Source organism: Nonomuraea dietziae (assembly GCF_014195505.1).
Classification (GTDB): Bacteria; Actinomycetota; Actinomycetes; order Streptosporangiales; family Streptosporangiaceae; genus Nonomuraea; species Nonomuraea roseola.
Map to the genome: position 1 here is coordinate 6,905,363 of NZ_JACIBV010000001.1, position 24,258 is coordinate 6,929,620.

General features: G+C 69.4%; 16 protein-coding genes and 2 pseudogenes. 6 read left to right on the top strand and 12 right to left on the bottom strand.

Annotated elements, in window-relative coordinates:
• Positions 1 to 5 precede the first annotated feature (5 nt).
• Together FHR33_RS33025 and FHR33_RS33030 are read left to right on the top strand one after the other, a co-directional pair.
• Positions 6 to 938 carry an ABC transporter substrate-binding protein gene (locus tag FHR33_RS33025; RefSeq protein WP_183656089.1) on the top strand — a complete coding sequence of 311 codons (933 nt, stop codon included), beginning with the start codon at positions 6 to 8 and terminating at the stop codon, positions 936 to 938.
• 361 nt (positions 939 to 1,299) lie between these two features.
• Positions 1,300 to 1,776 carry a flavin reductase family protein gene (locus FHR33_RS33030; RefSeq protein WP_312895829.1) on the top strand — a complete coding sequence of 159 codons (477 nt, stop codon included), beginning with the start codon at positions 1,300 to 1,302 and terminating at the stop codon, positions 1,774 to 1,776.
• Between the two features lie 31 nt (positions 1,777 to 1,807).
• Here FHR33_RS33030 and FHR33_RS33035 read toward each other — a convergent pair whose 3' ends face one another.
• Positions 1,808 to 2,461 (bottom strand): LysE family translocator, encoded by a 654-nt coding sequence (locus FHR33_RS33035; RefSeq protein ID WP_183656094.1) that lies wholly within the window; start codon positions 2,459 to 2,461, stop codon positions 1,808 to 1,810.
• Positions 2,462 to 2,618: 157 nt separating this feature from the next.
• Here FHR33_RS33035 and FHR33_RS33040 point away from each other — a divergent pair, with 157 nt between their 5' ends.
• Positions 2,619 to 3,956, top strand: coding sequence for an aminotransferase-like domain-containing protein (locus tag FHR33_RS33040; RefSeq protein WP_183656097.1), 1,338 nt, complete (start codon positions 2,619 to 2,621; stop codon positions 3,954 to 3,956).
• Between the two features lie 80 nt (positions 3,957 to 4,036).
• Positions 4,037 to 4,603 (top strand): flavodoxin family protein, encoded by a 567-nt coding sequence (locus tag FHR33_RS33045; protein WP_183656100.1) that lies wholly within the window; start codon positions 4,037 to 4,039, stop codon positions 4,601 to 4,603.
• Between the two features lie 12 nt (positions 4,604 to 4,615).
• Here FHR33_RS33045 and FHR33_RS33050 read toward each other — a convergent pair whose 3' ends face one another.
• Together FHR33_RS33050 and FHR33_RS33055 are read right to left on the bottom strand one after the other, a co-directional pair.
• Positions 4,616 to 4,858, bottom strand: a complete 243-nt coding sequence (locus FHR33_RS33050) for a hypothetical protein (RefSeq protein WP_183656103.1) — start codon at positions 4,856 to 4,858, stop codon at positions 4,616 to 4,618.
• Between the two features lie 37 nt (positions 4,859 to 4,895).
• Positions 4,896 to 5,483, bottom strand: a complete 588-nt coding sequence (locus FHR33_RS33055) for a cytochrome b family protein (RefSeq protein ID WP_183656106.1) — start codon at positions 5,481 to 5,483, stop codon at positions 4,896 to 4,898.
• Between the two features lie 47 nt (positions 5,484 to 5,530).
• Here FHR33_RS33055 and FHR33_RS33060 point away from each other — a divergent pair, with 47 nt between their 5' ends.
• The gene (locus tag FHR33_RS33060) at positions 5,531 to 6,031 is read left to right on the top strand and encodes a DinB family protein (protein ID WP_183656109.1); all 501 of its coding nucleotides are present in this window, start codon (positions 5,531 to 5,533) and stop codon (positions 6,029 to 6,031) included.
• A gap of 5 nt (positions 6,032 to 6,036) precedes the next feature.
• Here the strand turns inward: FHR33_RS33060 and sppA are convergent.
• From sppA to FHR33_RS33105, 9 genes and pseudogenes are all read right to left on the bottom strand, one after another.
• Positions 6,037 to 7,735, bottom strand: a pseudogene (gene sppA, locus FHR33_RS33065) (signal peptide peptidase SppA).
• Positions 7,736 to 7,945: 210 nt separating this feature from the next.
• Positions 7,946 to 9,652: a S8 family peptidase gene (locus tag FHR33_RS50775; protein ID WP_183656112.1), complete on the bottom strand. Its 1,707-nt coding sequence runs from the start codon at positions 9,650 to 9,652 to the stop codon at positions 7,946 to 7,948.
• Positions 9,653 to 9,798: 146 nt separating this feature from the next.
• Positions 9,799 to 11,808: a S8 family peptidase gene (locus FHR33_RS33075; RefSeq protein ID WP_183656113.1), complete on the bottom strand. Its 2,010-nt coding sequence runs from the start codon at positions 11,806 to 11,808 to the stop codon at positions 9,799 to 9,801.
• An 84-nt stretch (positions 11,809 to 11,892) separates the two neighbouring features.
• Positions 11,893 to 14,050 (bottom strand): annotated as a pseudogene (gene glgB, locus FHR33_RS33080) (1,4-alpha-glucan branching protein GlgB).
• 210 nt (positions 14,051 to 14,260) lie between these two features.
• A complete protein-coding gene (locus FHR33_RS33085; RefSeq protein ID WP_312895830.1) occupies positions 14,261 to 15,406 on the bottom strand; it encodes a copper amine oxidase in 1,146 nt (381 codons plus the stop codon).
• Positions 15,403 to 16,053 carry a hypothetical protein gene (locus FHR33_RS33090; protein WP_183656116.1) on the bottom strand — a complete coding sequence of 217 codons (651 nt, stop codon included), beginning with the start codon at positions 16,051 to 16,053 and terminating at the stop codon, positions 15,403 to 15,405. The genes FHR33_RS33085 and FHR33_RS33090 overlap by 4 nt, the downstream gene beginning before the upstream one ends.
• A 112-nt stretch (positions 16,054 to 16,165) precedes the next feature.
• Positions 16,166 to 17,473, bottom strand: a complete 1,308-nt coding sequence (locus tag FHR33_RS33095; RefSeq protein ID WP_183656119.1) for a maltokinase N-terminal cap-like domain-containing protein — start codon at positions 17,471 to 17,473, stop codon at positions 16,166 to 16,168.
• Between the two features lie 3 nt (positions 17,474 to 17,476).
• Positions 17,477 to 19,189, bottom strand: a complete 1,713-nt coding sequence (gene treS / locus FHR33_RS33100) for a maltose alpha-D-glucosyltransferase (RefSeq protein ID WP_221241351.1) — start codon at positions 19,187 to 19,189, stop codon at positions 17,477 to 17,479.
• Positions 19,190 to 19,212: 23 nt separating this feature from the next.
• Entirely contained in the window at positions 19,213 to 21,369 is a 2,157-nt protein-coding gene (locus FHR33_RS33105) for an alpha-1,4-glucan--maltose-1-phosphate maltosyltransferase (RefSeq protein WP_183656122.1), read from the bottom strand.
• A 218-nt stretch (positions 21,370 to 21,587) separates the two neighbouring features.
• On the opposite strand from FHR33_RS33105, the gene glgP reads away from it, so the two are divergent.
• A complete protein-coding gene (gene glgP, locus FHR33_RS33110) occupies positions 21,588 to 24,170 on the top strand; it encodes an alpha-glucan family phosphorylase (RefSeq protein WP_183656125.1) in 2,583 nt (860 codons plus the stop codon).
• Positions 24,171 to 24,258 lie beyond the last annotated feature (88 nt).

Here is a 24,258-nt window from a genome sequence, read left to right on the forward strand (position 1 = left end):
TAAGCATGAGACGCATATTCGGCACCGCGGCGGTCCTGTTCTCGGCGATGCTCACCCTGTCGGCCTGTGGTGGCGGCGGCAGCGGCAGCAACCCGCTGGACACCACCTCCGCGAGCGCGGCTCCCACGGGGTCCGCGTCGGCGCCGGGCGGGGGCACGGCCGTCGTCGGTTCGTTCAACTTCCCCGAGAGCGTGCTGCTGGGCTCCATCTACGCCCAGGCGCTCAAGGCCAAGGGCGTGACGGTCGAGGAGAAGCCGAACATCGGCAGCCGCGAGGTCATCTACAACCAGGTCAAGAGCGGCGGGCTGACCATCCTGCCCGAGTACAACGGCGCGCTGCTGTTCTTCGTCGACCCCAAGTCGACCGCCGCCTCGAAGGAGGAGGTCAACAGCGAGCTTGCCAGCAAGCTGCCGGCCGAGCTCGAGATCCTCGAGTCCTCTCCCGCGCAGGACAACGACTCTCTGACGGTCACCAAGGAGACCGCTGAGAAGTACAAGCTGACGACCATCGAGGACCTGGCCAAGGTCTCGAAGCAGATGGCGGTCGGCGGTCCTCCCGAGTTCAAGAAGCGCCGTGAGCAGCAGTTCAAGGACGTCTACGGCCTTGAGTTCAAGGAGTGGAAGCCGACGGGCGACACCACCGCGGACGCGATCAAGGACGGCACGGTCCAGGCGGGCAACGTCTTCACGACCGACCCGAAGATCATCATCAACAACATGGTCTCGCTGCAGGACCCCAAGAACGTCTTCAGCGCCCAGAACGTCACGCCGCTGGTGAACAAGGCGGCCACGACGGAGACGATCAAGACCACTCTGAACGCCGTGTCGGCCAAGCTGACGACCGAGAACCTCACGCAGATGATGCAGAAGATCTCCGTCGACAAGGACGACCCCGCCACGGTCGCCAAGGACTGGCTGACCACCAACGGCCTGCTGTAACGGAAACACGCGATGTCCGAGCCAAAGGCAAGGTCCTCGCCCGCGGCTCGGGCAGCGCTCTTTTCAGGGGCCATGCCCCTGAAACCCCGGTGAGGGGCCTTCCGGCCCCTCACACTCCCCGGTCGTCACGCGCGCCCTTCGACGCGTTCCAGCGCCGGCGCACTCCCAGGCTCTGAAGTCCTGGTGCGCGCGCGATCTCGGCGTGTAGCGGCGGTAAGGGGAGTCGCACCACGAGCGTCTTCTCGATCACGCAAACGGTCTGAAGCGAGGGGGACGACACCCCGGGCGGGTCGGGTGCGAAGGTCGTCCTGTCGTTTCGGCGGGGTGGGGTGTACGTCCCGTCATGTGCCAGAGTGATCGAGTGAGTGAGTTCACCGAGGCGATGGCACAGCTGGCGGCGGGCGTGGCCGTGATCACGGTGAAGGACGGCCGTGACGACGTGGGCGTGACGGTGTCCGCGCTGATGTCCGTCTCCGTCGATCCGCCGCTCATCCTGGCCAGTCTGTCCAGCCGCGGCTATCTCGCCGAGGTGTTGCTCAGGCAGGACCGCTGGGCCGCCTCGCTGCTCTCCTCGGGGCAGGCGGCGATCGCCAGCAGGTTCGCGGTCGCCGGCCGTCCGAGCGCCCGTCACCTGGTCTCCGGCGCGCCGCACCACCGGGGCCCGCACACCGACGCGCTGATCATCGAGGGTGGGGTGGCGGCGCTGGAGGTGGAGACGACGCAGGTCGTGCCCGCGGGAGACCATGCTCTGTTCGTGGCGGGGGTGCTCGCCGTCGACTACGTGGACTCCGCGCCCCTCCCCCTGGTACGGCTGCGCGGACGCTACCGGCCGGTGTAGGGCGGCGCCGTCAGAGGTGCGTGGACGTGCGCTACGTCAGAGGTGTGGTCACGTTCCCCGAGGTGCCGAGGGCGAGCATGACGGCCAGGACTCCGAGCAGGCTTCCCATGGTGATCCGCTGGGTCCGCAGCCAGGAGGGACGGCGGGCGAGAAACCCCGCGAGGGCTCCGGCGGCCAGCACGATCGACAGGTTCACCGAGACGGCCACCATGATCTGGAAGCCGCCGAGGATGATGCCTTGGAGCAGCACATCACCCTTGGTGAGGTCGACGAACTGCGGAATGATCGCGACGTACAGGATGGCGATCTTCGGGTTGAGCAGGTTCGTCAGCAGCCCCATGGTGAAGAGCCTGCGCGGGGAGTCGGCGGGCACGTCCTGAACGGTGAAGACCGATACGCCGCCGGGTTTGATGGTCTTCCAGGCGAGCCACAGCAGATAGCACGCCCCGGCGATCCTGATGACGGTGAGCAGTTCGGGCACGGCGGCGAACAGCACCGCCAGCCCCAGGTTCGCGCCCACGAGGTAGACCAGGAAGCCGGCCGCGACCCCGCCCAGGGAGATGATTCCGGCCCGGCGTCCCTGGCTGATGCTTCTCGACACCAGGTACATCATGTTCGGGCCCGGCGACAGCACCATGCCCAGCGCAATCGACACCACGCCGAGCAGTGCGCTCTGTTCGATCATCGCCACCGTCCACCTTCTGCGTTCGAGCCATGGGATCGCCGCAGGCCACTGATTGCGCCGATATGGCGAAGCTATCCCTCAGTCCATTCTCAGTGCAATATAAGAAATTGAACTCGGAGCAATTCTGTGCTTGACTCCCCTCGGAGAGGAGACGGCCATGGACGACTTCCGGCGGGTGGCTGACGAGGTGGCGGCGGACATCGCGGCTGGGCGGCTACGGCCCGGCGATCGCCTGCCGCCGCAGCGGGAGTTCGCGCGGCAGCGCGCCATCGCCACCTCCACCGCCGCCCGCGTCTACAAGGAACTGGTGCTGCGTGGCCTGACGGTCGGCGAGGTCGGACGCGGCACCTTCGTCAGGGCCGCTGCTCCACGCCCGCAGCCCGCTCTCGCCGAGCCGGCCGACAGCAGGGTCGATCTGGAGCTCACCTACGCCTTCGTGCCCGAGCAGGCGAGCCTTCTGGCCGAGAGCATGGGCGCTCTGCTGCGTCCCGACGTGCTGGAGGCGTCCATGCGCCCGGTGGGCGCGGCGGGGACGCTCCCTGCGCGCAGCGGCGTCGCCGATCTGCTCGCCCGCGAGGACTGGCGGCCGGACCAGGAGCGGGTGCTGTTCGCTGGCAACGGTCGTCAGGCGATCGCCGCGGCCATGACCGCGCTGGCCTCCCCCGGCGCCAGGATCGGCGTGGAGGAGCTCACCTATCCCGTCGTCAAGGCGATCGCGAGCCGCCTTGGGGTCACTCTCGTGCCGCTGGCCGTCGACGCGGCAGGACTGGTTCCCGAGGCCGTCGAGGCCGCCATGCGCAAGACCCCGCTCGACGCCGTCTACCTTCAGCCGACGCTGCACAACCCGCTGTCGCTGACCATGCCGGTGGAGCGCAGGATCGAGCTGGCAGGCCTGCTGAGGCGGCTGGGCCTGCACGCGATCGAGGACGCGATCTGGTCCTTCCTGCGCCACGACCTGCCGCCTCTCGCCGCGCTCGCCCCCGAACGCACCATCCTCGTCGACAGCCTGTCCAAGCGGCTGGCTCCCGGCCTGACGCTCGGGTTCGCCGTCGTGCCCGAGGCCCTCGGGGCGAACGTCTCGACCGCCCTGCGCTCCGGTGGTTGGACGCCGATGCGTTTCGCGCTGGACGCCGCCACCCGATGGCTGAGCGACGGCGTGGTCGGCAAGGTGACCCGCGCCAAGCAGGCGGAGGCCGCCGCCCGGCAGGAGCTCGCCGCCCGGCACCTGGGGGAGTTCGCGGTGCACAGCGATCCGCATTCCTTCTACTGCTGGTGGGAGCTCCCGCCGCTGTGGCGGGCCGACACCTTCGTCGCCGCCGCCGCGCGCCAGGGCATCGCGGTCACCCCCGCGGCGGCCTTCGCCGTGGGCCACTACCGCGCCCCGAACGCCATCCGGCTGGGCCTGGCCTCCCCGCCCGCCGACATCCTCGCCCGCGCCCTGGCCACGCTCGCCGGCCTCGCCCGCTCGACTCCGGACGATCTGCTCTCCGAGTGACGGCCGGGAGGAAGACGGCGCATCCGGACAAGAAATGACGTGTAATATGCACGTGCATACATCTCGATCGGAGACAGCGAATGGCCGAGCGTAGGTTCCTCTTCCTGATGGGCAGTGCGCGGCCGGGTGGCAACACCGAAGCCCTGGCGAGGACGGCCGCCGAGCACCTGCCCGAGGGGGCGGAGCAGCGCTGGCTGCACCTCGACGACCTGCCGCTCCCGCCGTTCAGGGATGTACGGCACGTCGACGACGGCGTCTACCGGGCGCCCGTGGGGAACGAGCGGGTGCTTCTGGAGGCCACGCTCGACGCGACCGACCTGGTGATCGCCTCGCCGCTCTACTGGTACAGCGTGTCGGCCTCCACCAAGCTCTACCTCGACTACTGGTCGGCCTGGATGCGCGTGCCCGGCGTCGACTTCCGCAGGCGCATGGCCGGCAAGACGACCTGGGCGATCAGCGCCGTGAGTGACGACGACATGGCGGTGGCCGACCCGCTGGTGGGCACCTTGCGGCTGTGCGCGCAGTACTTCGGCGGACGGTGGGGCGGCGCGCTGCTCGGCTTCGCCAACCGTCCGGGCGAGATGGCGACCGACCACGACGCGCTGACGAGGGCCAAGACCTTCTTCACCGCGCGAGCGACGGGCTGACCGCCGTCACCTTCACATCCAGCGGCCGTGCGGTCCCACCTGGCTGAGGGTGTGGAGAGCCGCCAGCAGCGTGACGCCGAGGCAGACCACCGCGAAGGAGCGCGGTCCTGGCCGCTGGATGCCCGCCCGTCGCCAGGCGGCCACCACCACGACCGCTGTGCCGGACGCCAGCAGCAGGTGCGCGCCGTGCTGCCACGGCAGACCCTCCCCGCCGCTCCACGCGAGGCCGTCGACCACCCTGTGACCGACGGCCACGTTGACTGGCCGGTCGTGTGAGGATCATCAGGGCCGGTCACATCGAGGGGCCGTGCAGCCAGATCTGGTTGAGGGGGAAGAGGACCGCCAGCAGCGTCAGACTGAGGCAGATCACCACGAAGTAGAGCGCTCTGGGCCGCTGGGCCCCCGCCCGCCGCCACGCGACCACCAGGGCGGCCGCGACGACGAAGGCGAGCAGCAGGTGCGCGCCGTACCACCAGGCGATCGGCGCCTCGCCCCGGATCCTCCCCGCGAACAGGTCGTCGGTCAGCGCGTAGCCGGCGACCGCGTTGAGCGCGCCCAGCACGAGGAGTGCGATCACCGGCACCGCCTGGAGGAACGCGCGGCAGGCCGTCAGGCGCAGGGCGACGCCCACCAGGAAGATCACCGACGACCACTGGTGGAGGTGCCGGATGAACAGGCCGCCGCGCACGTCGAAGCTGAGGTCCAGCACCGAGGCGTAGGCCGTGCTCATGGCGATGCCCTTGAGCAGGTCGTAGGAGCCGTCGTAGACCACCTCCTCGGCGCTCGGCGTGTAGAAGAAGGTGAGGAAGGCGCCGGTGAGCAGGACGACGACGAAGCAGTAGACGAGCATCTCGCCCACCAGCCTCTGCTGGGGCCACATCTGGCATATTTCACCATGAACAAGGATCACCCAGGAGAATAGGCCGGGTGACTGACCCGAGAATCGATCCCCCGGCCGCCGGTGACGAGCGTGAGCTCCTCACCGCCTTCCTCGACTGGCATCGCGAGACCTTGGCCGTCAAGTGCGCGGCGCTGACCGACGAGCAGTTGCGCGAGCGGGCGGTCCCGCCCTCCGCCATGTCGCTGCTCGGCCTGGTCCGCCATCTCACCGACGTCGAGCGCTACTGGTTCCGCCGCGTCCTCGAAGGCGCCGACCTGCCCGCCCTGTACTGGAATGACGTCGACGACGTCGAGTTCGACGTCGCGGACGTCCCGGCCGACGAGGCGCTGGCCGTGTGGCGCGCCGAGGTGGACGAGTGCCGCAAGGTCTCGGCGAACACGCCCATCGACGCTCTCGCCAAGGTCGCCAGGCGTGGAGCCCACTACTCGCACCGCTACATCCTCATCCACATGATTGAGGAGTACGCCCGGCACAACGGCCACGCCGACCTGATGCGCGAGCGCATCGACGGGGTCACCGGCGAGTAGGACGCCTAGCGGATGACGATCTCGCCCGGCAGCAGGAGCGGGCCGTAGGAGGGAAGGCCGAGCTCGCCCGCGATCCTCGCGAACGGACCCCAGGCCTCCAGCCGCACCCTGGCCAGCGCCGCCGCCTTGTCCTCGCTCGACTCGGGCCCCTTCAACCGCTCCAGCGGGTTGAGCCGCGGATAGGTGCGCACGGGAGCGTCGTCGGCGAGGCCCTGCCCGCTTGCGGGCCAGGCCGAGGGCGTCCTCCAGCCCGCCGAGCTCGTCGACGAGCCCGCGCTCGCGCGCGTCGGCGCCGGTCCAGACGCGGCCGCGAGCCAGCTCGTGCGCGCGCTCCCTGGTCAGGTGGCGTCCCTCGGCGACCTTGCCCACGAAGTCGTCGTAGATGCGGTCGAGCCAGGCGTTGACCCTGTCCCACTCCTCCGTGGAGAAGGACCGGGCCGAGGAGAACATCGCCGCGTTGGCCCCCTCGGTGATCATGTCGGTGGTGACGCCCGCCCTCTGCATCAGCCCGCCGAGCACGGCCTTGCCGCCGAGCACGCCGATGGAGCCGGTCAGGGTGCCGGGCTGGGCGATGATGACGTCGGCCGCCATGGCGACGAAGTAGCCGCCGGAGGCCGCGACGTCGCCCATGGAGACGATGACCGGCTTGACCTTGCGGGTGAGCACGACCTCGCGCCACACCGTGTCGGAGGCGACATAGGAGCCTCCGGGGCTGTCCACTCTGAACACCACGGCCTTGACGTGCGGGTCGCGCCTGGCCGCGCGGATGGCGGCGCTGATCGTGTCGGAGCCCATCGAACCGCCGCCGCCCAGCGGGCTGCGCCCGCTGCGGCCCAGCTTGATCATTCCGTGGCCGTGGATGAGGGCGACGCTGTCCGCCGTCGGGTTCGGCAGCTTCCTCACGGCCGCGCCGCGCGCGTAGCGGGAGACGAACTGCAGGTGCGCCTGGTCGCCCGCGGCCTTCTTGACCTCGTCGTACACCTCGTCCCTGTAGGCGAGCCTGTCCACGAGACCCGCGTCGACGGCCTCGGCGCCGATGAAGGGACCCCTGTCGACCAGCTCGCGAACCTTGCCGGGGTCGAGCCGCCTGCCTTCGGCGATGCCCGCGACCACGTGCTCGAGGATCGACTCGGCGAGCCTGCCGTACGACTCCCTGTGCGCGTCGGTCATGTGATCCTGGGTGAAGGTGTTGGCGGCGGTCTTGTACTCGTGCCGCTGCCCCACCTCGTAGGCGATGTCGAGCTTCTCGAGCGCGCCCTTGAGGAAGCGCTGCTCGAGGGCGATGCCGGTGAGGCCGACGTCGCCGCTGGGCTGGAGGTAGACGCGTTCGAAGGCGCTGGCCAGGTAGTAGGGGATCGTGCCCTGGCCGAACTCGCCGAACGTCTCACCGTAGGCGACCGTCAGCCTGCCCGAGGCGCGGAAGTGGGTGACGGCCTGGCGCAGCTCCTGCACCATCGCCAGGCCGAGCGGGTTCCCGCCGATCTTGACGATGAGAGCCTTGACGCGGGAGTCGTGCCTGGCGCGCTTGAGGCCCGACAGGACGTCGGCCAGGCGCGGCTTGCGCATGGTGAGAATCGCGTTGAGCGGATCGGCGGGAGGACCCGCGGTCAGCCCCTCGGTGAGGTCAAGCTCCAGCACCAGCGGGGCGGTACGCCGCTGGCGGAATCGGTCAACGGTGTCAACGATCGCCTTGGTCGCGTCCATAAATGTCACCTTAAGCGACGCCCCCGCGCCCGCGAGCGCCCCCAACCCAACCATCTCGTACGGCAAGCCCGCCATGCTCCTCCGCAGGCGCGTGGTCCCCTCCGCCGAAGGCGCGCCGCCCAGCGGGACTCCGGCCGGGCGCCGCAACGGCGCCCGCAAGCGAAACGGCCACGCCCGAAGGAGGGCGTGGCCGTGATGCGCACTGACAGGTCAGGCGGCCGTGCAGGTCAGCGTCGCAGGCGGGTTGTTCGCCCCGCCGCGCAGCTGCCCGTTGAACCCGAACTGCGCCGAGGCCTCGGGAGCCAGGGAGCCGTTCCAGCGGGCGTTCGTCACCGTGACGTCCGCGCCGCTCTGGGAGACCTTGCCGTTCCAGAGGGTCTGCACCCTCTGGCGGTCGGGGAAGGTCCAGGTCACCTTCCAGCTCTTGATCGGCAGCGTGCCGGTGTTCTTCACCGTGACCGAGGCCTGGAACCCGCCGGGCCACGACGCCTTGGTGGCGTAGGTGGCGGCGCACTCGATGCGCGGCAGCGCCTTCCAGACGTCCAGGCGCGGCGTGGTCAGCTGCTTGCCCGCGCTGGTGTAGGTGATCGGCTTGCCCGCGGCCTTGAACCTGGCGAGGATCTCCTCAACCGAGGCGTCGGGCAGCTTCTCCCTCATCAGCGCGAAGGCGCCCGCGACGTGCGGGGCGGCCATCGAGGTGCCGCCGAAGCCCGCGTACCTGTCGTCGGGCACGGAGGAGAAGATCGGCCAGCCGGGGGCGAACAGGTCGAGCATCTCGCCGCGGTTGCTGAAGGACGACACGTCGTCGGTACGGGTGCCGACCTGCGGGTACTCCACGTCGGTCGAGCCGACGGTCACCACGTTGGAGACGCAGGCAGGCCAGGAGACCGAGGCGTCGAAGGCCTCGTTGCCCGCCGCGACGACGGTGGCGACGTTCTGCGCGATCAGCTGGTCGACCTGGGCCTTGAAGTCGGCGCCGTCGCCGGTGTCGCAGGCGGTGTCGTACTTGCCGCCGCCGAGGCTGAGGTTGACCGAGACGATGCCGAACTGCTTGGCGATCAGGTTGACGTACGACATCCCGGTGAGGATGGAGGAGTCGTAGGCCAGGGCGCAGGGGGTGTTGGCGGGCCCGCCGCAGTACTCGGGGTTGGTGAACCTGCTGAACACCTGCACCGGCACGATGGTCGCGCCGGGGGCGACGCCGTTGGAGGGCTCGCGCTGCGAGGAGTGCGCCTTGCCCGCGACGATGCCGGCGACGTGGGAGCCGTGCGCGCAGATCCCGAAGGTGGCGTCGCCGGGCGCGACGTTCTTCATGCAGGCGTCGGTGGTGGCGCTGGCCGCGCCCGCGCCGATCTGGAACGGCGCGCCGCTCGGGCACAGGGAGGTGGCGGTGTCGGCGGCGTTCTCGGCGGAGAAGCACGCTTCGGCGGCGATGCGGCCGCCGAAGAACGGGTGGTCGCCGTCGATGCCCGTGTCGAGGACGGCCACGGCCTTGCCCGCCCCGGTGACGCCCGCGGCCTGCGCCTTGTCGGCGCCGATGATCGGCAGGCTCCTGACCAGGTTGGGGGAGTTGAGGCGGTCCTCGCGGATGGAGACGACGTTCGCCTGGCCCGCGATCTTCTTGAACTCCTCGACGGTGCCCTCGTAGACGAAGAAGTCGAGCTTGCCCGCGAGCGCTTCGGGGGTGGGCGCGACGTTCTCGACGCTGGGGGTGACCGCCTCGGCGGTGGCGGCGAGGGACTTGGCCTGCGCGGGGCTCTGCACCTGGACGATGGCCCTGTGCGTGCCGCTGATCCGCACGGCGGGGTCGAGTTTCTTGAGCGGGTCGTCCGCGGCGGCTTGCGCGGGGGCTGTGACGAGCCCGGCCGAGAGGGCGGCGAGGGTGGCCGCACCGGCCAGGAGAGACCGCAGTCTCACTGTGCCTCCGAGGGGGGTGATCCAATTTGTGAGGCTGAGTGTACAGATGTGAAATTTGATGTCAGAAGCGAAGCAAAGTGTCTTTTGGGTAACGCGAAGGAGGCCGGTCCCGTGGAGGGACCGGCCTCTCGGCTGCGTGCCGCGCGCTACTTGCCGAGTGCGGCGGTGGCCTTCTTCAGGCTCGCGCTGCTCGCCTTGGCGGTCAGCCGGACCTTCTCCGCGGCCTGGACCGGCGCCAGTGTGGAGGTGGCCCCGTGCGCCCAGTTGAGCCACGCGGCCAGCAGGGCGCGGTCCAGCTTCGCCCGCGCGCCCTTGGGGGCCTTCAGCACCCTGTAGGCCTTGCCGAGAGAGGAGGCCTTGGTCAGCTCGGGGAAGACCTTGCTCGTCTTGTGGGCGAGCTTCAGGTAGCAGGTGAGCGTCTCGTCCGACAGCTGCCCCGTGCCGCGGTAGACCTCCACTGCCCACTCCTTGGCCGTCATGCGGGTGCCGGCCGTACCGCGGGTGCACACGGACGAGGGAGCGGCGGGAGGTGTCGCGGTGACGGTCACCGTCACCGTCACGGTCGGCAGGGGGATGGGGGTCGGATCGGGCTCGTCGCTCTCGCCTGGATCGTCGGAGCGGGGGTCCTCGGACCGGGGGTCCTCGTCCGTGGGCTCGGGGGAGGGGCCGCTCTCCGAGGGCGCGGGCGCGGGCCCGCTCTGGCTGACCGTCGGCTGCGGCGCGGCGCCGCTCGCGGCGGCCGCCAGGTCGAGGCGCGGCGTGGTCACCTGGACGCCTCCCGCCTGGTAGGAGAACGGCCTGCCCGAGGTCTTCAGCTTCTCGACCAGCGCGCCGATCGCCTGGTCGGGGAAGGCCGCCTTGAGCACGGCCAGCGCCCCCGCGACGTGCGGGGCCGCCATCGAGGTGCCGCTGTGGGTGGCCATGGCGTCGTCGGGCACAGAGGACTCGATGTCCACCCCCGGCGCGAACAGGTCCAGCAGCGGGCCCGAGTTGGAGAAGTCGGCGATGTGGTCGCCGTTGTCACTCGCGCCCACCGCGACGGCCGAGGAGACGCAGGCGGGGAACGTGGTGCCCTCGAAATACTCGTTGCCCGCGGCGACCACGGTCGCCACGCCCTTGGCCAGCAGGTCGTCGATCTTCGGCTTGAAGACCTGCCCCTCCTCCGAGGTGTCGCAGGAGGTGTCGGACAGCTGCCCGCCGAGGCTGAGGTTCATGGCCGCGATGGGCGTGGCGGGCGCCAGCGAGGCGACGTGGTCGACGGCCAGGCGCAGCGACGACTCGAAGGCCATCAGGCAGGCGGCGGCGCCGCAGGTGTCCTCGTCGTTGACCCTGCTGAACACCTGCACGGCCACGATGCTCGCGCCCGGCGCGACGCCGCCCTGGCCCGCCGCGATGCCGGCCACGTGGGTGCCGTGCTCGCAGAGGTTCTCGCCGCCGACCAGGCACTTGGCGTACTCGGAGTCGGCCGCGCCCGTGCCCGTCATCTGGCTTTGGCCGTTGGGGCACAGGGACTCGACGCCGTCGTACTCGGTGGAGGAGAAGCACGCCTCGGCGACGATCCTGCCGCCGAAGAAGGGGTGGTCGCGGTCGATGCCGGTGTCAAGGATGGCGACGGCCTGTCCCGCGCCCGTCCTGCCCTCGGCGTGCACCTTGTCGGCGCCGATCACGGGGAGGCTGGAGATCGCGGTCGGCGGGTAGGCGCGGTCGCGGTGGATGGAGGCCACCCTCGGGTCCTCGGCCAGCTTGGCCAGCTCCTCCGCGGTGCCCTCGACGACGATGAAGGGCTGCGCGGCCGGCTGTGTCTCGGGCTGGAGCACGACCTGCGCGTCCTGGGCGGCGGCCTGGGCGGCGACGGGCGCGGTCTGCGCGGCGTCGGTGAGCTCGACGATGACGCGGCTGGTCCCCTCGGCGACCGCCAGCCCCTCCTCGAGCTTCTCCTCAGGCCGGCCTTGGGAAGGCTGCGCTGGAGGGGGCTGCTCTGAGGAGGGCTGTTCTGATGGCGGCTGCTCGGGGGAGGGCTGTTCTGCCGGAGGTGTGCTCTCGGGGGGTGCGGAGGCGGTGGGGGCCGGTGTCGACGGAGGCTCTCCGGCGAGGGCCGGAGCGGCGGGCAATAAGGCCAGCAGGATCGAGCACACGATCAGGCGTCGAAATCGCACACGTCCTCCGAGGGGTGATGATCTCGGAGTGTAGAGAGATTTGTCCCGACAGCACAGGGGCTGTCGGGGTTTCTCAGTAAACGCTCACGTTGTCGTGGGCGGCGTCCCCTTGAGCCAGACCGCGCCCAGCGGCGGCACCACCAGGGTGGTCGAGTACGGCAGGCCGTGCCACGACTCCTCCACCGCCTCCACCGCTCCGAGGTTGCCGACCCCGCTGCCCCAGTAGTCGTAGGCGTCGGTGTTGAGCATCTCCTCCCACCGCCCGCCGTACGGCAGGCCCAGCCTGAAGTTCTCGTGCGGACCGCCGCTGAAGTTGACCACGCACGCCACCGCGGACCCGTCCTCGCTCACCCGGAGGAAGGAGAAGACGTTGCCCTGGGCGTCGTCGGCGTCGATCCACCTGAAGCCGTCGGGCGTGCTGTCGAGCTCCCACAGGGCCGGTGTCTCGCGGTACATCCTGTTGAGGTCGCGCACCAGCTTCTGCACGCCGCGGTGCCCGTCGAAGTCGAGCACCCACCAGTCGAGCCCGCGCTCCTCCGACCACTCCGAGCCCTGGCCGAACTCCCCTCCCATGAACAGCAGCTGCTTGCCCGGATGCGCCCACATGAACGCGAACAGCGCCCTGAGCTGCGCGAAGCGCTGCCACTCGTCGCCCGGCATCTTGCCCAGCAGCGAGCCCTTGCCGTGGACGACCTCGTCGTGGGAGAGCGGCAGCACGAAGTTCTCGCTGTAGGCGTACATCAGCGAGAAGGTCATCTGGTGGTGGTGGTACTGCCGGAAGATCGGCTCGTGGCGCAGGTAGGCCAGGGTGTCGTGCATCCAGCCCATGTTCCACTTGAAACCGAACCCCAGCCCGCCCAGGTGCACGGGGCGCGAGACGCCCGGCCACGCGGTGGACTCCTCGGCGATCGTGATGATGCCCGGCTCCTCCCTGTAGCAGACGGAGTTCATCTCCTTCAGGAACTCCACCGCGTCGAGGTTCTCGCGCCCGCCGTAGACGTTGGGCGTCCACTCGCCCTCTCGCCTGGAGTAGTCGAGGTAGAGCATCGAGGCGACCGCGTCGACCCGCAGCCCGTCGATGTGGAACTCCTTCATCCAGTAGAGGGCGTTGGCGACCAGGAAGTTGCGCACCTCGTTGCGGCCGAAGTCGAAGACGTAGGTGCCCCAGTCGGGGTGCTCGCCCCGCGCGGGGTCGGCGTGCTCGTAGAGCGGGGTGCCGTCGAAGCGGGCAAGCGCCCAGTCGTCCATCGGGAAGTGCGCAGGCACCCAGTCGAGGATCACCCCGATGCCCCGCTGGTGGAGGGCGTCGACGAGGTGGCGGAACTCGTCGGGCTTGCCGAAACGCGAGGTCGGCGCGTAGTAGGAGGTCACCTGGTAACCCCACGAGCCGCCGAAGGGGTGCTCGGCCACGGGCAGCAGCTCCACGTGGGTGAAGCCCATCTCGCTGACGTAGTCGGTCAGCTGCTCGGCCAGCTCCAGATAGCCGAGCCCCGGCCGCCACGACCCGAGGTGCACCTCGTAGGTGCTCATCGGCGCCTGCTGCGGCACGGTCGCGTGGCGGGAGTCCATCCAGTCGGCGTCGTTCCACGCGTAGTCGGAGCGCTCGACCACCGAGGCGGTCTGCGGCGGCACCTCGGTGCGCCTGGCCATCGGGTCGGCCTTGTCGCGCCACATCCCGTCGGCGCCGAGGACCTGGTACTTGTAGCGCTCGCCCTCTCCCATGCCGGGCACGAACAGCTCCCAGACCCCCGACCTGCCGAGCGAGCGCATGGGGTGGGCCACGCCGTCCCAGTGGTTGAAGTCGCCGACGACCCTGACGCCCCGCGCGTTCGGCGCCCACACCGCGAACGCCGTGCCGTCGACGTCCTCGTGGCGCATCACCCTGGCGCCCAGCGCCTCCCACAGCCGCTCGTGCCTGCCCTCGCCGATCAGGTGCAGGTCCACCTCCCCGAGCGTGGGCCAGTGCCGGTAGGGATCCTGCATCTCGTACGGCTCGCCGCCCGCGTAGCGCACGCGCAGCCGGTAGTCGGGCACCTTGTCCAGACCCGCGACCGTCGTCTCGAACACCCCGTGCGCGACGTGTTTCAACGGGCGGGGCCTCGTCGTCGAAGACCACCTCGACCTGTTCGGCCAGTGGACGCAACGCCCTGAACGTGACTCCGCGCGGCTCCAGGTGCGCTCCGAGAATCGAGTGCGGGTCGTGGTGTGCGCCACCCGCGAGTCGGTCGAGCTCTGTCCTCATCGGCATGCCCCTAACCCTGCCCTATAGCGACCTTCCAACCCATGCCCTTGCCCGCTGTCGCCATGCGAATTCACACGAGCGGTATGTGGAAATACGGGCTTAACTATCACGATCGCTTTACATCACGCCCACACCGCGTGAATCGGCCCCCCTGACGCGTGCCAGGGGGGCCGGGACCGGGCCGCGGGTGCGGCGGGCCGTTTCGAGGGGTCAGTGCGGGTTGGTGGCGGTGACGTCGCGGGGGGTGATGCGGAAGCCCTGCCAGTGGATCGGCATCGGGTCGGCGTCCTCGTCCCTGGCGACGTGGTGGAAGCCGACGTTGACCCACAGCACGGGGTCGGTCACCCGCTCGCCGTTCGCGTAGCGGTCGACGGACCTCCTGCACCTGGGGGAGACGTTCTCGCTGGCCAGCCGCTCGCAGGCGCGGTACTGCGTCACGTAGACGTCGGCGTGCGTGAACGCCTCGTCGGAGGGGCCCCGGTACTCCGCGCTGTCGGAGTTGTTGATCTCCCAGGAGACCGGGTGCCTGTCGCCGTTCCTCACGCGCGGGTCCACCACCCGCCACCAGCGCATCCGCCCGTTGACCGCCTTCGTCTCCCGCTTCAGCGTGCGCTTGGTCATCGACCGCTTCTTGGTGCCGCTGCCCGAGAAGTCGTACTGCTCGACCACGTCGTGCGTCTTGCCCTGGATGTCGAAGTCCATCCGCCAGAAGACGTTGTGGCTGTGCGACTCCTCGAAGTGCTTGCGGCCCACCCCGATCGGCCAGCCGTGCTTCGGCGCCGTCGTGGTGCCCGCCAGCGAGCCGGTCGCCCCGACCCTCGGGGTGATCGAGCCGTCGTCGCCGAAGACCCATTCGGAGATGTAGGTGTACCAGCCGACCTGATAGGCGGCCAGCACGACGAGCTCCTGCCCCTGGGCGGACTCGCGGGCGTCGGGGTCGCCCCAGCCGTCCTTGAGGTAGGCGTGGCCCCGCGGGCGCGTCGTCAAGCACACCTTGCCCTTGGCGCGCTCACCGCCGGGACAGTCGGCCTCCGTCAGCGCCACGACGGCCGAGCCCAGTGAGCCGATGTCGTGGTAGCGCGGCTCGCCGCTGTCGTAGGGCACGTGGATCTGCGCCAGCGCGGCGCTGCGCAGCACGCTGATCGGCCTGTTGCCCTTCGGCGTGTAGACGACCTTGGTGACGGTCAGGCCCTCGATCGTGCGCATCTCCCAGCACAGCCGCCAGCGCGCGCCGTTGGGGAGCGTCTTGTCGATGAGGTAGGGCGAGCTGCACGCCTGGGCGGCCCGCGCCGGCGCGGGGGGAGCGGCGGGCGCGATGAGCAGCCCCGCGAGCATCAGACGGAGGAACAAACTCACCACTCCAGCGTGTGAACCCTCTTGGCGGACAGGTCGATGACGATGCGGCTCGTGTCGAGGAAGGTGCCGTCGGGCAGCCGCACGAACAGCCGCAGGCAGCGGTGCTGGGCGCACCTGCCCCGCTCGGGGGAGAAGATCAGCCCGCGCAACGCCAGGTCGGAGGGGGAGGCCAGCTCGCGCCCCGCCGCCTTCCTGAACGACTGGCGCACGCCTGCGCCCAGCTTCGGATCGGCCAGCAGCAGCTCGGCGGCGCGCAGCTCCTCCCGCTTGGACGGCGGCGGCTGGACCCCTCTGCCCTTGGTCTCCTCGATCACCTTGCTGCTGCCGAGGTCGACCGTCCTGACGATCAGCGTGTCGGTCGAGTAGTCGTAGATGTAGGCCTCGGCCCTGCGTGCCTGCTCGGCGTCCTTGTCGTCGTCGCGCTCGACGTACAGGAGCTCGGTCTGCCCCGACTTGAGATGGTTCTTGGCGGTGGCGATCTCACCCGCGCGGGCGATCTCCTCGGGCGTCAGCGGGTCTCCCTGAGAGGGAGTCTCCCGCACGCCCTGCGCGGCCTGGGGCGCCTCTCCACTGGTCACCAGCAGGAGAGTGCCGCAGACGAGCACGGCGCCCAACCCCGCGGCCGCGATCACAAGACGTCGCCGCATGCCGCCCCCTTTACTCTTCGCTCATGTTTGCATGCGAAGAGTAATGCGTTTGCTACGCTGCTCGTGGAGAAACGGCAGACTCAGGGCGGCTCGGGTGCACCTGCGCGGAGGGTCAGCGGAAGGCCGCCAGCGGGATGGGCAGCCAGGTCGGCCTGTTGCGGGCCTCGTAGACCACCTCGTAGACCGCTTTGTCGTACTCCAGCGCCCTCAGCAGCGCCGCGTCGTCGCCGCACACGTCGGCGTAGCCGTCCAGGAACGCCGCGCGGTTGCGGATGGCCCACTCGGCCGCCCTGGGGCGCAGGGCGGCGCCGTCGGGGTGGTCGGCCAGCAGGTGACCGGCCGCGTAGTCGAAGGAGCGCAGCATCCCCGCCACGTCCCTCAGGGGCGAGGCGAGCGCCCTGCGCTCCTCGATCGGCTGTCCTGGCTCGCCCTCGAAGTCGAGGACGATCCAGTCGACGGGCGTGCGCATGACCTGGCCGAGGTGATAGTCGCCGTGCACGCGCTGCACGCGCACCTTGCCGGTCAGCTCCTCCACCTGGTGGAAGGCTCGCTCGACCAGCTCGGCGTGCTCGGCGAGCGCGGGCACCTCCTCCAGGGCCCTGGCGAGGCGGCGGCGGAAGCCCTCCACCATGCGCTTGACCTCCGACGGGCTCACGACGTCCGTCGGGAAGGCGGCGGCCAGCTCCCTGTGGATCTCGGCGGTGGCGATGCCGAGGCGGTGGGCCTCGGCGGCGAAGTCGCCGCCCGCCTCGGCCGCGCTGACCTCGGGCAGCGAGCCGTAGAGGTCGCGGACGCTGGCGAGGGCGAGGTCCCACCCGTCGTTGGAGGTGGTCAGATACTCCTGCGTGAAGGCCAGCGTCGTCGAAATGCCGTCGACGTCGGTCTCGATCCACCCGTACGGCTGGGCGATGTGCGCGGCCCCGCGGGCGGCCAGCGCGGTGACCACCTCGAGCTCGGGGTTCACCCCCGGGATGAGCCTGCGGAACAGCTTGCAGATGTACGCGTCGCCGAACACCAGGGAGGTGTTGGACTGCTCGGCCCCGAGCACCAGGCTGCGCTGCGAGGTGTCGATCTCCACCCCTGGCGCGGTGCGGAACCTGATCGGCCCGTGGTCGCGGCCGGTGGCCATGCCCTCCAGCAGGAGGCTGGTGAGCGAGGAGTCGTGGGCGGCGTCGAAGAGGTGGCCTTCGTCCGACACGCCGATGAGAGCGTGTTTGAGCCTGTCGGGCAGCTCGGGGCTGACGCCGAGCAGGAGCTGGTAGCGGTCGCGGGCGCCCGCCTGCCGTACCGACAGGATCAGGTGGCGCAGTCCGTCGCCGAGAGGGGTGTCGGAGTCGATGGAAAGGCCGTCGAGAGGACGCCCCTTGCCCGCGAACCAGCGTTGGTGGGTGATCCAGCGGGCAAGGAGGTCCTCAAGCACGGCCTACTCCTCCTGTGGCGCGGCGGGTGGAAGGGTGAACCAGTAGAACCCATGCCCCGGGAGCGTCAAAAGATACGGAAGTTCGCCAATCGGTGGAAATGGAACTCCACCCATCGTCTCCACGGGCGATACGCCGACGAACCGCCTCAGGTCCAGCTCCACGGGCTGCGGGAACCGCGAGAGATTGTTGACGCATAGCATGCGATCATCGCCCAGCTCGCGGACGAATGCCAGCACGCTGGGGTTGGACGAGTTGAGCTCGATGAAGTCGCCCAGCCCGAAGACCGGGTGACGCTTACGAATCTCGATCATCCGCTTGGTCCAGTGAAGCAGAGATCCGGCGTTTTTCTGCTGCGCCTCGACGTTGATCGCCTGATATCCGTAAATCGGATCCATGATGATCGGCAGGTAGAGGCGACCGGGGTCGCAGTCGGAGAACCCGGCGTTGCGGTCGGGGGTCCACTGCATGGGCGTGCGGACGCCGTCGCGGTCGCCCAGCCAGATGTTGTCGCCCATGCCGATCTCGTCGCCGTAGTAGAGCACCGGCGATCCTGGCAGCGACAGCAGCAGAGCGGTGAACAGCTCGATCTGGTTGCGGTCGTTCTCCAGCAGGGGCGCCAGGCGGCGGCGGATGCCGACGTTGGCGCGCATGCGCGGGTCCTTGGCGTACTCGGAGTACATGTAGTCGCGCTCTTCGTCGGTGACCATCTCGAGCGTCAGCTCGTCGTGGTTCCTCAGGAAGATGCCCCACTGGCAGTTCTCGGGGATCTTGGGCGTCTGGGCCAGGATCTCGGAGATCGGGTAGCGCGACTCCCTGCGCACGGCCATGAAGATGCGCGGCATGAGCGGGAAGTGGAAGGCCATGTGGCACTCGTCGCCGCCGCCCACGCTGTCGCCGAAGTACTCGACCACGTCGCTCGGCCACTGGTTGGCCTCGGCCAGCAGCACCCTGTCGGGGAAGAGGCGGTCGACCTCGGCCCTGACCCGCTTGAGGTAGGCGTGGGTCCTGGGGAGGTTCTCGCAGTTGGTGCCGTCCTCCTCGAACAGGTAGGGGATGGCGTCCATGCGGAACCCGTCGATGCCCAGGTCGAGCCAGAACCTCAGCACCTCGAGCATGGCCTCCTGCACCGCCGGGTTCTCGTAGTTGAGATCGGGCTGGTGGTGGAAGAAGCGGTGCCAGTAGTACTGGCCCCTGACCGGGTCGTAGGTCCAGTTGGAGGTCTCGGTGTCGATGAAGATGATCCTGGCGTCCTTGTACTTCTCGTCGGTGTCCGACCAGACGTAGAAGTCGCCGAAGGGTCCCTCGGGATCGTGGCGCGAGGCCTGGAACCACGGGTGGGCGTCGCTGGTGTGGTTCATCACCAGGTCGGCGATCACCCGCATGCCGCGCTTGTGCGCCTCGTCGACGAGCTTGACGAAGTCACCGAGGTCGCCGAAGTCCGGAAGGATCTTCATGAAGTCGGCGATGTCGTAGCCGCCGTCACGCAGCGGCGACTCATAGAGCGGCAACAGCCACAGGCAGTCGACGCCGAGCCATTGCAGGTAGTCGAGCCTGCTGATGAGCCCCTTGATGTCGCCGGTGCCGTCGCCGTTTGAGTCGGCGAAGCCCCTGATGAGCACCTCGTAGAAGACCGCCCGCTTGTACCAGTAGGGATCGCGGGGTTTGTCCTCGTCAAAGGTGTTCGGGATGGCAGCGGAGTTCACGATGTCGGACAAAGTTGGACTCCCCGATCGCTGTGTTACCGATGAGCCGCTCGCACGGTGAAGACGTGCGCCGGGTGAATGTGTGGGTCGAGGCGCACGTAGTTGCTCTGCCGCCAGCGGTACGACTCGCCCGACACCTCGTCGTCGACGACGAACTCGGCATTCCAGTCGAGACCGAGGGCCGGCAGGTCGAGATCGACTGTCGCCTCATGAGTATTGTGCGGGTCCAGGTTGACGACCGCCAGGACCACGTCGCCGAGGCCGTGCCGTCGTGTGGCCGTGTCGTAGGCGCCAGGGAGCCGCTTGGAGAAGCAGACCAGGTCCGGGTGGTCGACCCTGTGGAACTTCAGGTTACGCAATTCCTGGAGGGCCGGGTGAGCTCTTCGGAACAAATTGAGGTGGGTGATGAAGGGCGCGAGAGTCCGCCCTTCCCTCTCGGCGGCCACCCAGTCCCTCGGCCGGTACTGGTACTTCTCGCTGTCGAGGTACTCCTCGCTGCCAGGGCGTACCGCGACGTGCTCGGCGAGTTCGTAGCCCGAGTAGACGCCCCAGGTGGGGGAGGTGAGGGCGGCCAGGACCGCGCGGATCTTGAAGGCGGGGACCCCGCCGTGCTGAAGATATTCGTGCAGGATGTCGGGCGTGTTGACGAAGAGGTTCGGCCTCAGAAAGTGCGACGTCTCATGAGATAGCTCCGAAAAGTACGTTTCAACGTCATATTTGGAGTTCTTCCATGTGAAGTACGTATACGACTGGTGATATCCGATCTTCGCCAGGGTCTGCAGCATCGGAGGCCTGGTGAACGCCTCGGCCAGGAAGATCACATCCGGGTCGGTGGCGCGGATGTCGGCCAGCAGGCGCTCCCAGAAGCCGACCGGCTTGGTGTGCGGGTTGTCCACCCTGAAAATCCGCACACCGTGGTCCATCCAGTGCCTGACGACCCGCTTGACCTCGGCGTAGATGCCCTCGGGATCCTTGTCGAAGTTGAGCGGGTAGATGTCCTGGTACTTCTTCGGCGGGTTCTCCGCGTAGGCGATGCTCCCGTCGGCGCGGATCGTGAACCACTCGGGGTGCTCCGTGACCCACGGGTGGTCGGGAGAGCACTGCAGCGCGAAGTCGAGCGCCACCTCCATGCCCAGCTCCCTGGTCCTGCCCACGAAGTCGTCGAAGTCGTCGATCGTGCCGAGGTAGGGGTGGACGGCGTCGTGCCCGCCGTCCTCGGAGCCGATCGCCCAGGGCGAGCCCGGGTCGTCGGGGCCGGGTGTGAGCGTGTTGTTACGGCCCTTGCGGAAGGTCGTGCCGATCGGGTGGATCGGCGGCAGGTAGACCACGTCGAAGCCCATGCGGGCGATGGCGGGCAGCCGCTTGGCGGCGGTCTGGAAGTTGCCCGACTTCGACACGCCCTCGCCGTCGACGATCGCGCCCTCGGACCTGGGGAAGAACTCGTACCACGAGCCGAACAGGGCTCTGCGGCGTTCCACCCTGACCTTCTGCTGCTTGCTCCTGGTCAGCAGGTCACGCAGCGGATGCGCCTCCAGCAGCGCCGTGGTCTCGGGCAGCTGGGCGATCGACAGCCTGGCACGGGGGTCGAGGGCGTCGTCGCGCAGCGTGGAGGCCACTGCCAGCAGCGCCGCCCTGTGCCCGCACGTCTCCGACGGCTTGAGCTCGGTGCCGGCCTTGAGTGCGCCCGGTTTGACCGTGTCGGTCATGAGCTGGCCGTTCTTCTGCTGACCTGTCTTGAGTGTGCCGTTGCCGTTGCGCGTCGTGCCGTTACCCGCGTGGGGGGCGGGGCAGTCGGTGGCCCTGACGGCGCGGGCGGCCCGCTCGAAGAGCCTGGCGCCCTCCTCGCACATCAGTTCCACGTCCATGCCGCGCGGGATCTTGATCTCCGCGTCGTGCAGCCACGTCCCGATCGGGTCGCCCCACGCCTCGATCCTGAACTGCCAGTCGCCCTCGTCGGGCAGGCACACGGACACCGCCCAGCGGTCGGTGCCCTTGCCCTGTTCTCGCATGTGTTTCAGGTGGCCGCGCCGCCCGTCGGGGGCGGTGAGCACGACACCGGCGGCGACCGCGTCGTGCCCTTCTCTGAACACGGTCGCCGCGATCTCGAAGCTCTCTCCGGCGACCGCCTTGGCGGGCCACTGCCCGCAGTCAACGACGGGGTAGATGTCCGTGATGGGAATTCGACCGATCATCGCGTCCTGTTCTCATGTGTCGAGCGGGCGTCTGTGGCAATGACGATCCTCGCACCTTCACGCGTGCAGCAGCTGGCACCGTCCCGCGACGGTGCGTCAAAGCTCAATGTGGGGAGTGCCCTAATAGTCCCTCTTGATGCCTCTACATGGAAGGGTTGTGAAACGGAAGTGATCCACTCCCGCCTGAACACCGCTCCTCAGCCCCTAGGGTCGAATTCGTGAGAGCTATCCGCAGGTTTACCGTCCGCACCGTCCTGCCCACGGAGCTGGCCGCCCTCGGCGAGCTTGTGCACAACCTCCGATGGTCCTGGCATCCAGAGACCACGGACCTGTTCGCCGAGGTCGATCCGGCCGTCTGGGAGCGAGTCGGGCACGATCCCGTCGCGCTGCTGGGCGCCGTCGACCCCGCCAGGTTGCGCGAGCTGGCCACCGACCGCCGCTTCCTGCGCCGTCTCGCCGACGCCGCCGACGATCTGCGCGAGTACATGACCGCGCCCCGCTGGTATCAGACGTTGCCCGAGGCCGCGGGCGCGATCGCCTACTTCTCGCCCGAGTACGGCATCGCCGCGGCGCTGCCGCAGTACTCCGGAGGCCTCGGCATCCTGGCAGGTGACCACCTCAAGGCGGCCAGCGATCTCGGCGTGCCGATCCTGGCGGTCGGACTGCTCTATCGCCACGGCTACTTCACTCAGTCGCTGTCGCCAGAGGGCTGGCAGCTGGAGCACTACCCCAGTCTCGACCCCGGCGGCCTTCCGCTGAGCCTGCTGAAGGACGAGGGGGGCACGCCCGTACACATCAGGATCGGCCTGCCGAACCAGCGCGCCCTGCACGCGCAGGTGTGGGTGGCGCAGGTCGGCAGGGTGCCGCTGCTACTGCTCGACTCCGACGTGGCCGACAACGACAACGCCGCCCGCGACGTCACCGACCGCCTGTACGGCGGGGGCACCGACCACAGGCTCATGCAGGAGCTGCTGCTCGGCGTCGGCGGCGTGCGGGCCATCCGCGCCTACTGCCGGATCACGGGACACGCCGAGCCTGAGGTCTTCCACACCAACGAGGGCCACGCGGGCTTCCTCGGCCTGGAGCGCATCCGCGAGCTCACCGAGGCGCGGCTCTCCTTCGACGAGGCGATCGAGGCGGTTCGCGCCGGCACCGTCTTCACCACCCACACGCCGGTCCCCGCGGGCATCGACCGTTTCCCCTCGGACATGATCGAGCGTCAGTTCGGCGGCGACAACGCGTGGCCGACCGTCCCTGTCGAGCGCGTCCTCGCGCTGGGCGCCGAGCAGGAGCCCGGGCGCTTCAACATGGCCATCATGGGCATGCGCCTGGCCCAGCGCGTCAACGGCGTATCCGAGCTGCACGGCGAGGTCAGCAGGGGGATGTTCCAGGAGCTGTGGCCCGGCTTCGACCTGCACGAGGTGCCGATCGGCTCGATCACCAACGGCGTCCACGCGCCCACCTGGGTAGGCCGCGAGATCATGGAGCTGGCCGGTCGCGAGCTGCCCGAGCTCATCGAGAAGGGGCAGGGCTGGGAGGGCGTCCAGAAGATCTCCGACCCCGAGATCTGGGGCATCCGCGGCAGGCTGCGCGAGCGCCTGGTCGAGGCGGCGAGAGTACGGCTGCGCCGCTCGTGGCGCGACCGCGGCGCCTCCGACGCCGAGCTCACCTGGGTCGACGACGCCCTCGACCCCGACGTGCTGACGATCGGATTCGCCCGCAGGGTGCCGTCCTATAAGCGGCTCACCCTGATGCTGCGCGACCCCGTGCGGCTGCGCGAGCTGCTGCTGTCTCCCGACAAGCCGGTGCAGATCCTCATCGCGGGCAAGGCCCACCCGGCCGACGAGGGCGGCAAGAAGCTCATCCAGCAGATCGTCAGGTTCGCCGACTCCGAGGACGTGCGGCACCGCATCGTCTTCCTGCCCGACTACGACATGGCCCTCGGCCAGCTGCTCGTCCAGGGCTGCGACGTCTGGCTGAACAACCCGCTGCGTCCCCTCGAGGCGTCGGGGACCTCGGGCATGAAGTCGGCGCTGAACGGCGGGCTCAACCTGTCGATCCGCGACGGCTGGTGGGACGAGTGGTACGACGGCACCAACGGCTGGGCCATCCCCACCGCCGACGGTGTCGCCGACGCCGACAGGCGCGACGAGCTCGAGGCGGCCGCGCTCTACGACCTCATCGAGCACGAGGTCTCCGACCGCTTCTACGACAGGGCGCCCGACGGGCTGCCCAGGCGGTGGCTGGAGATGGTGCGCCACACGCTGACCTCGCTCGGGCCCAAGGTGCTGGCCGGCCGGATGCTGCGCGACTACGTCGTGGGTCTCTACCTGCCCGCCGCGGCCTCGGCGAGGGCCCTGTCGACCGACTCCTACGCCCCGGCCAAGGCGTTCGCCGCCTGGCGGGTGCGCGTCACCAAGGCGTGGCCGGGCGTGCGCGTGGAGCACGTGGAGGCGTCGGGCGTCGGCGACACGCCGGAGGTGGGCGCGGCGCTCGACCTGCGCGCGACGATCGCCCTGGGCGAGCTGGAGCCCCACGACCTGCTGGTCCAGGCCGCCTACGGCAAGGTCGGCCCGCACGACGAGCTGCTGAGCCCCCGCTACCTGGCCATGACGCTCGAAGGGACGACCGACGACGGCAAGGCCCACTACGTGGGCAAGGTGCCGCTCGACAGTACGGGGGCGTTCGGCTACACGGTGCGGGTGGTGCCCAACCACCCGCTCATGGCCGCTCCCGCCGAGCTCGGCCTGCTCGCCCTCCCGGAGGAGCCCGTGGGAATGACCAACGGCACCCTCCGCTGACCACGCGGGCCCCGGAGCGCCGTCTCCGGGGCCCGGCCCGAGGCCTCCAGCCGCGCGACCCGTGGTTGACCTCGGGACGCCGAAGAGA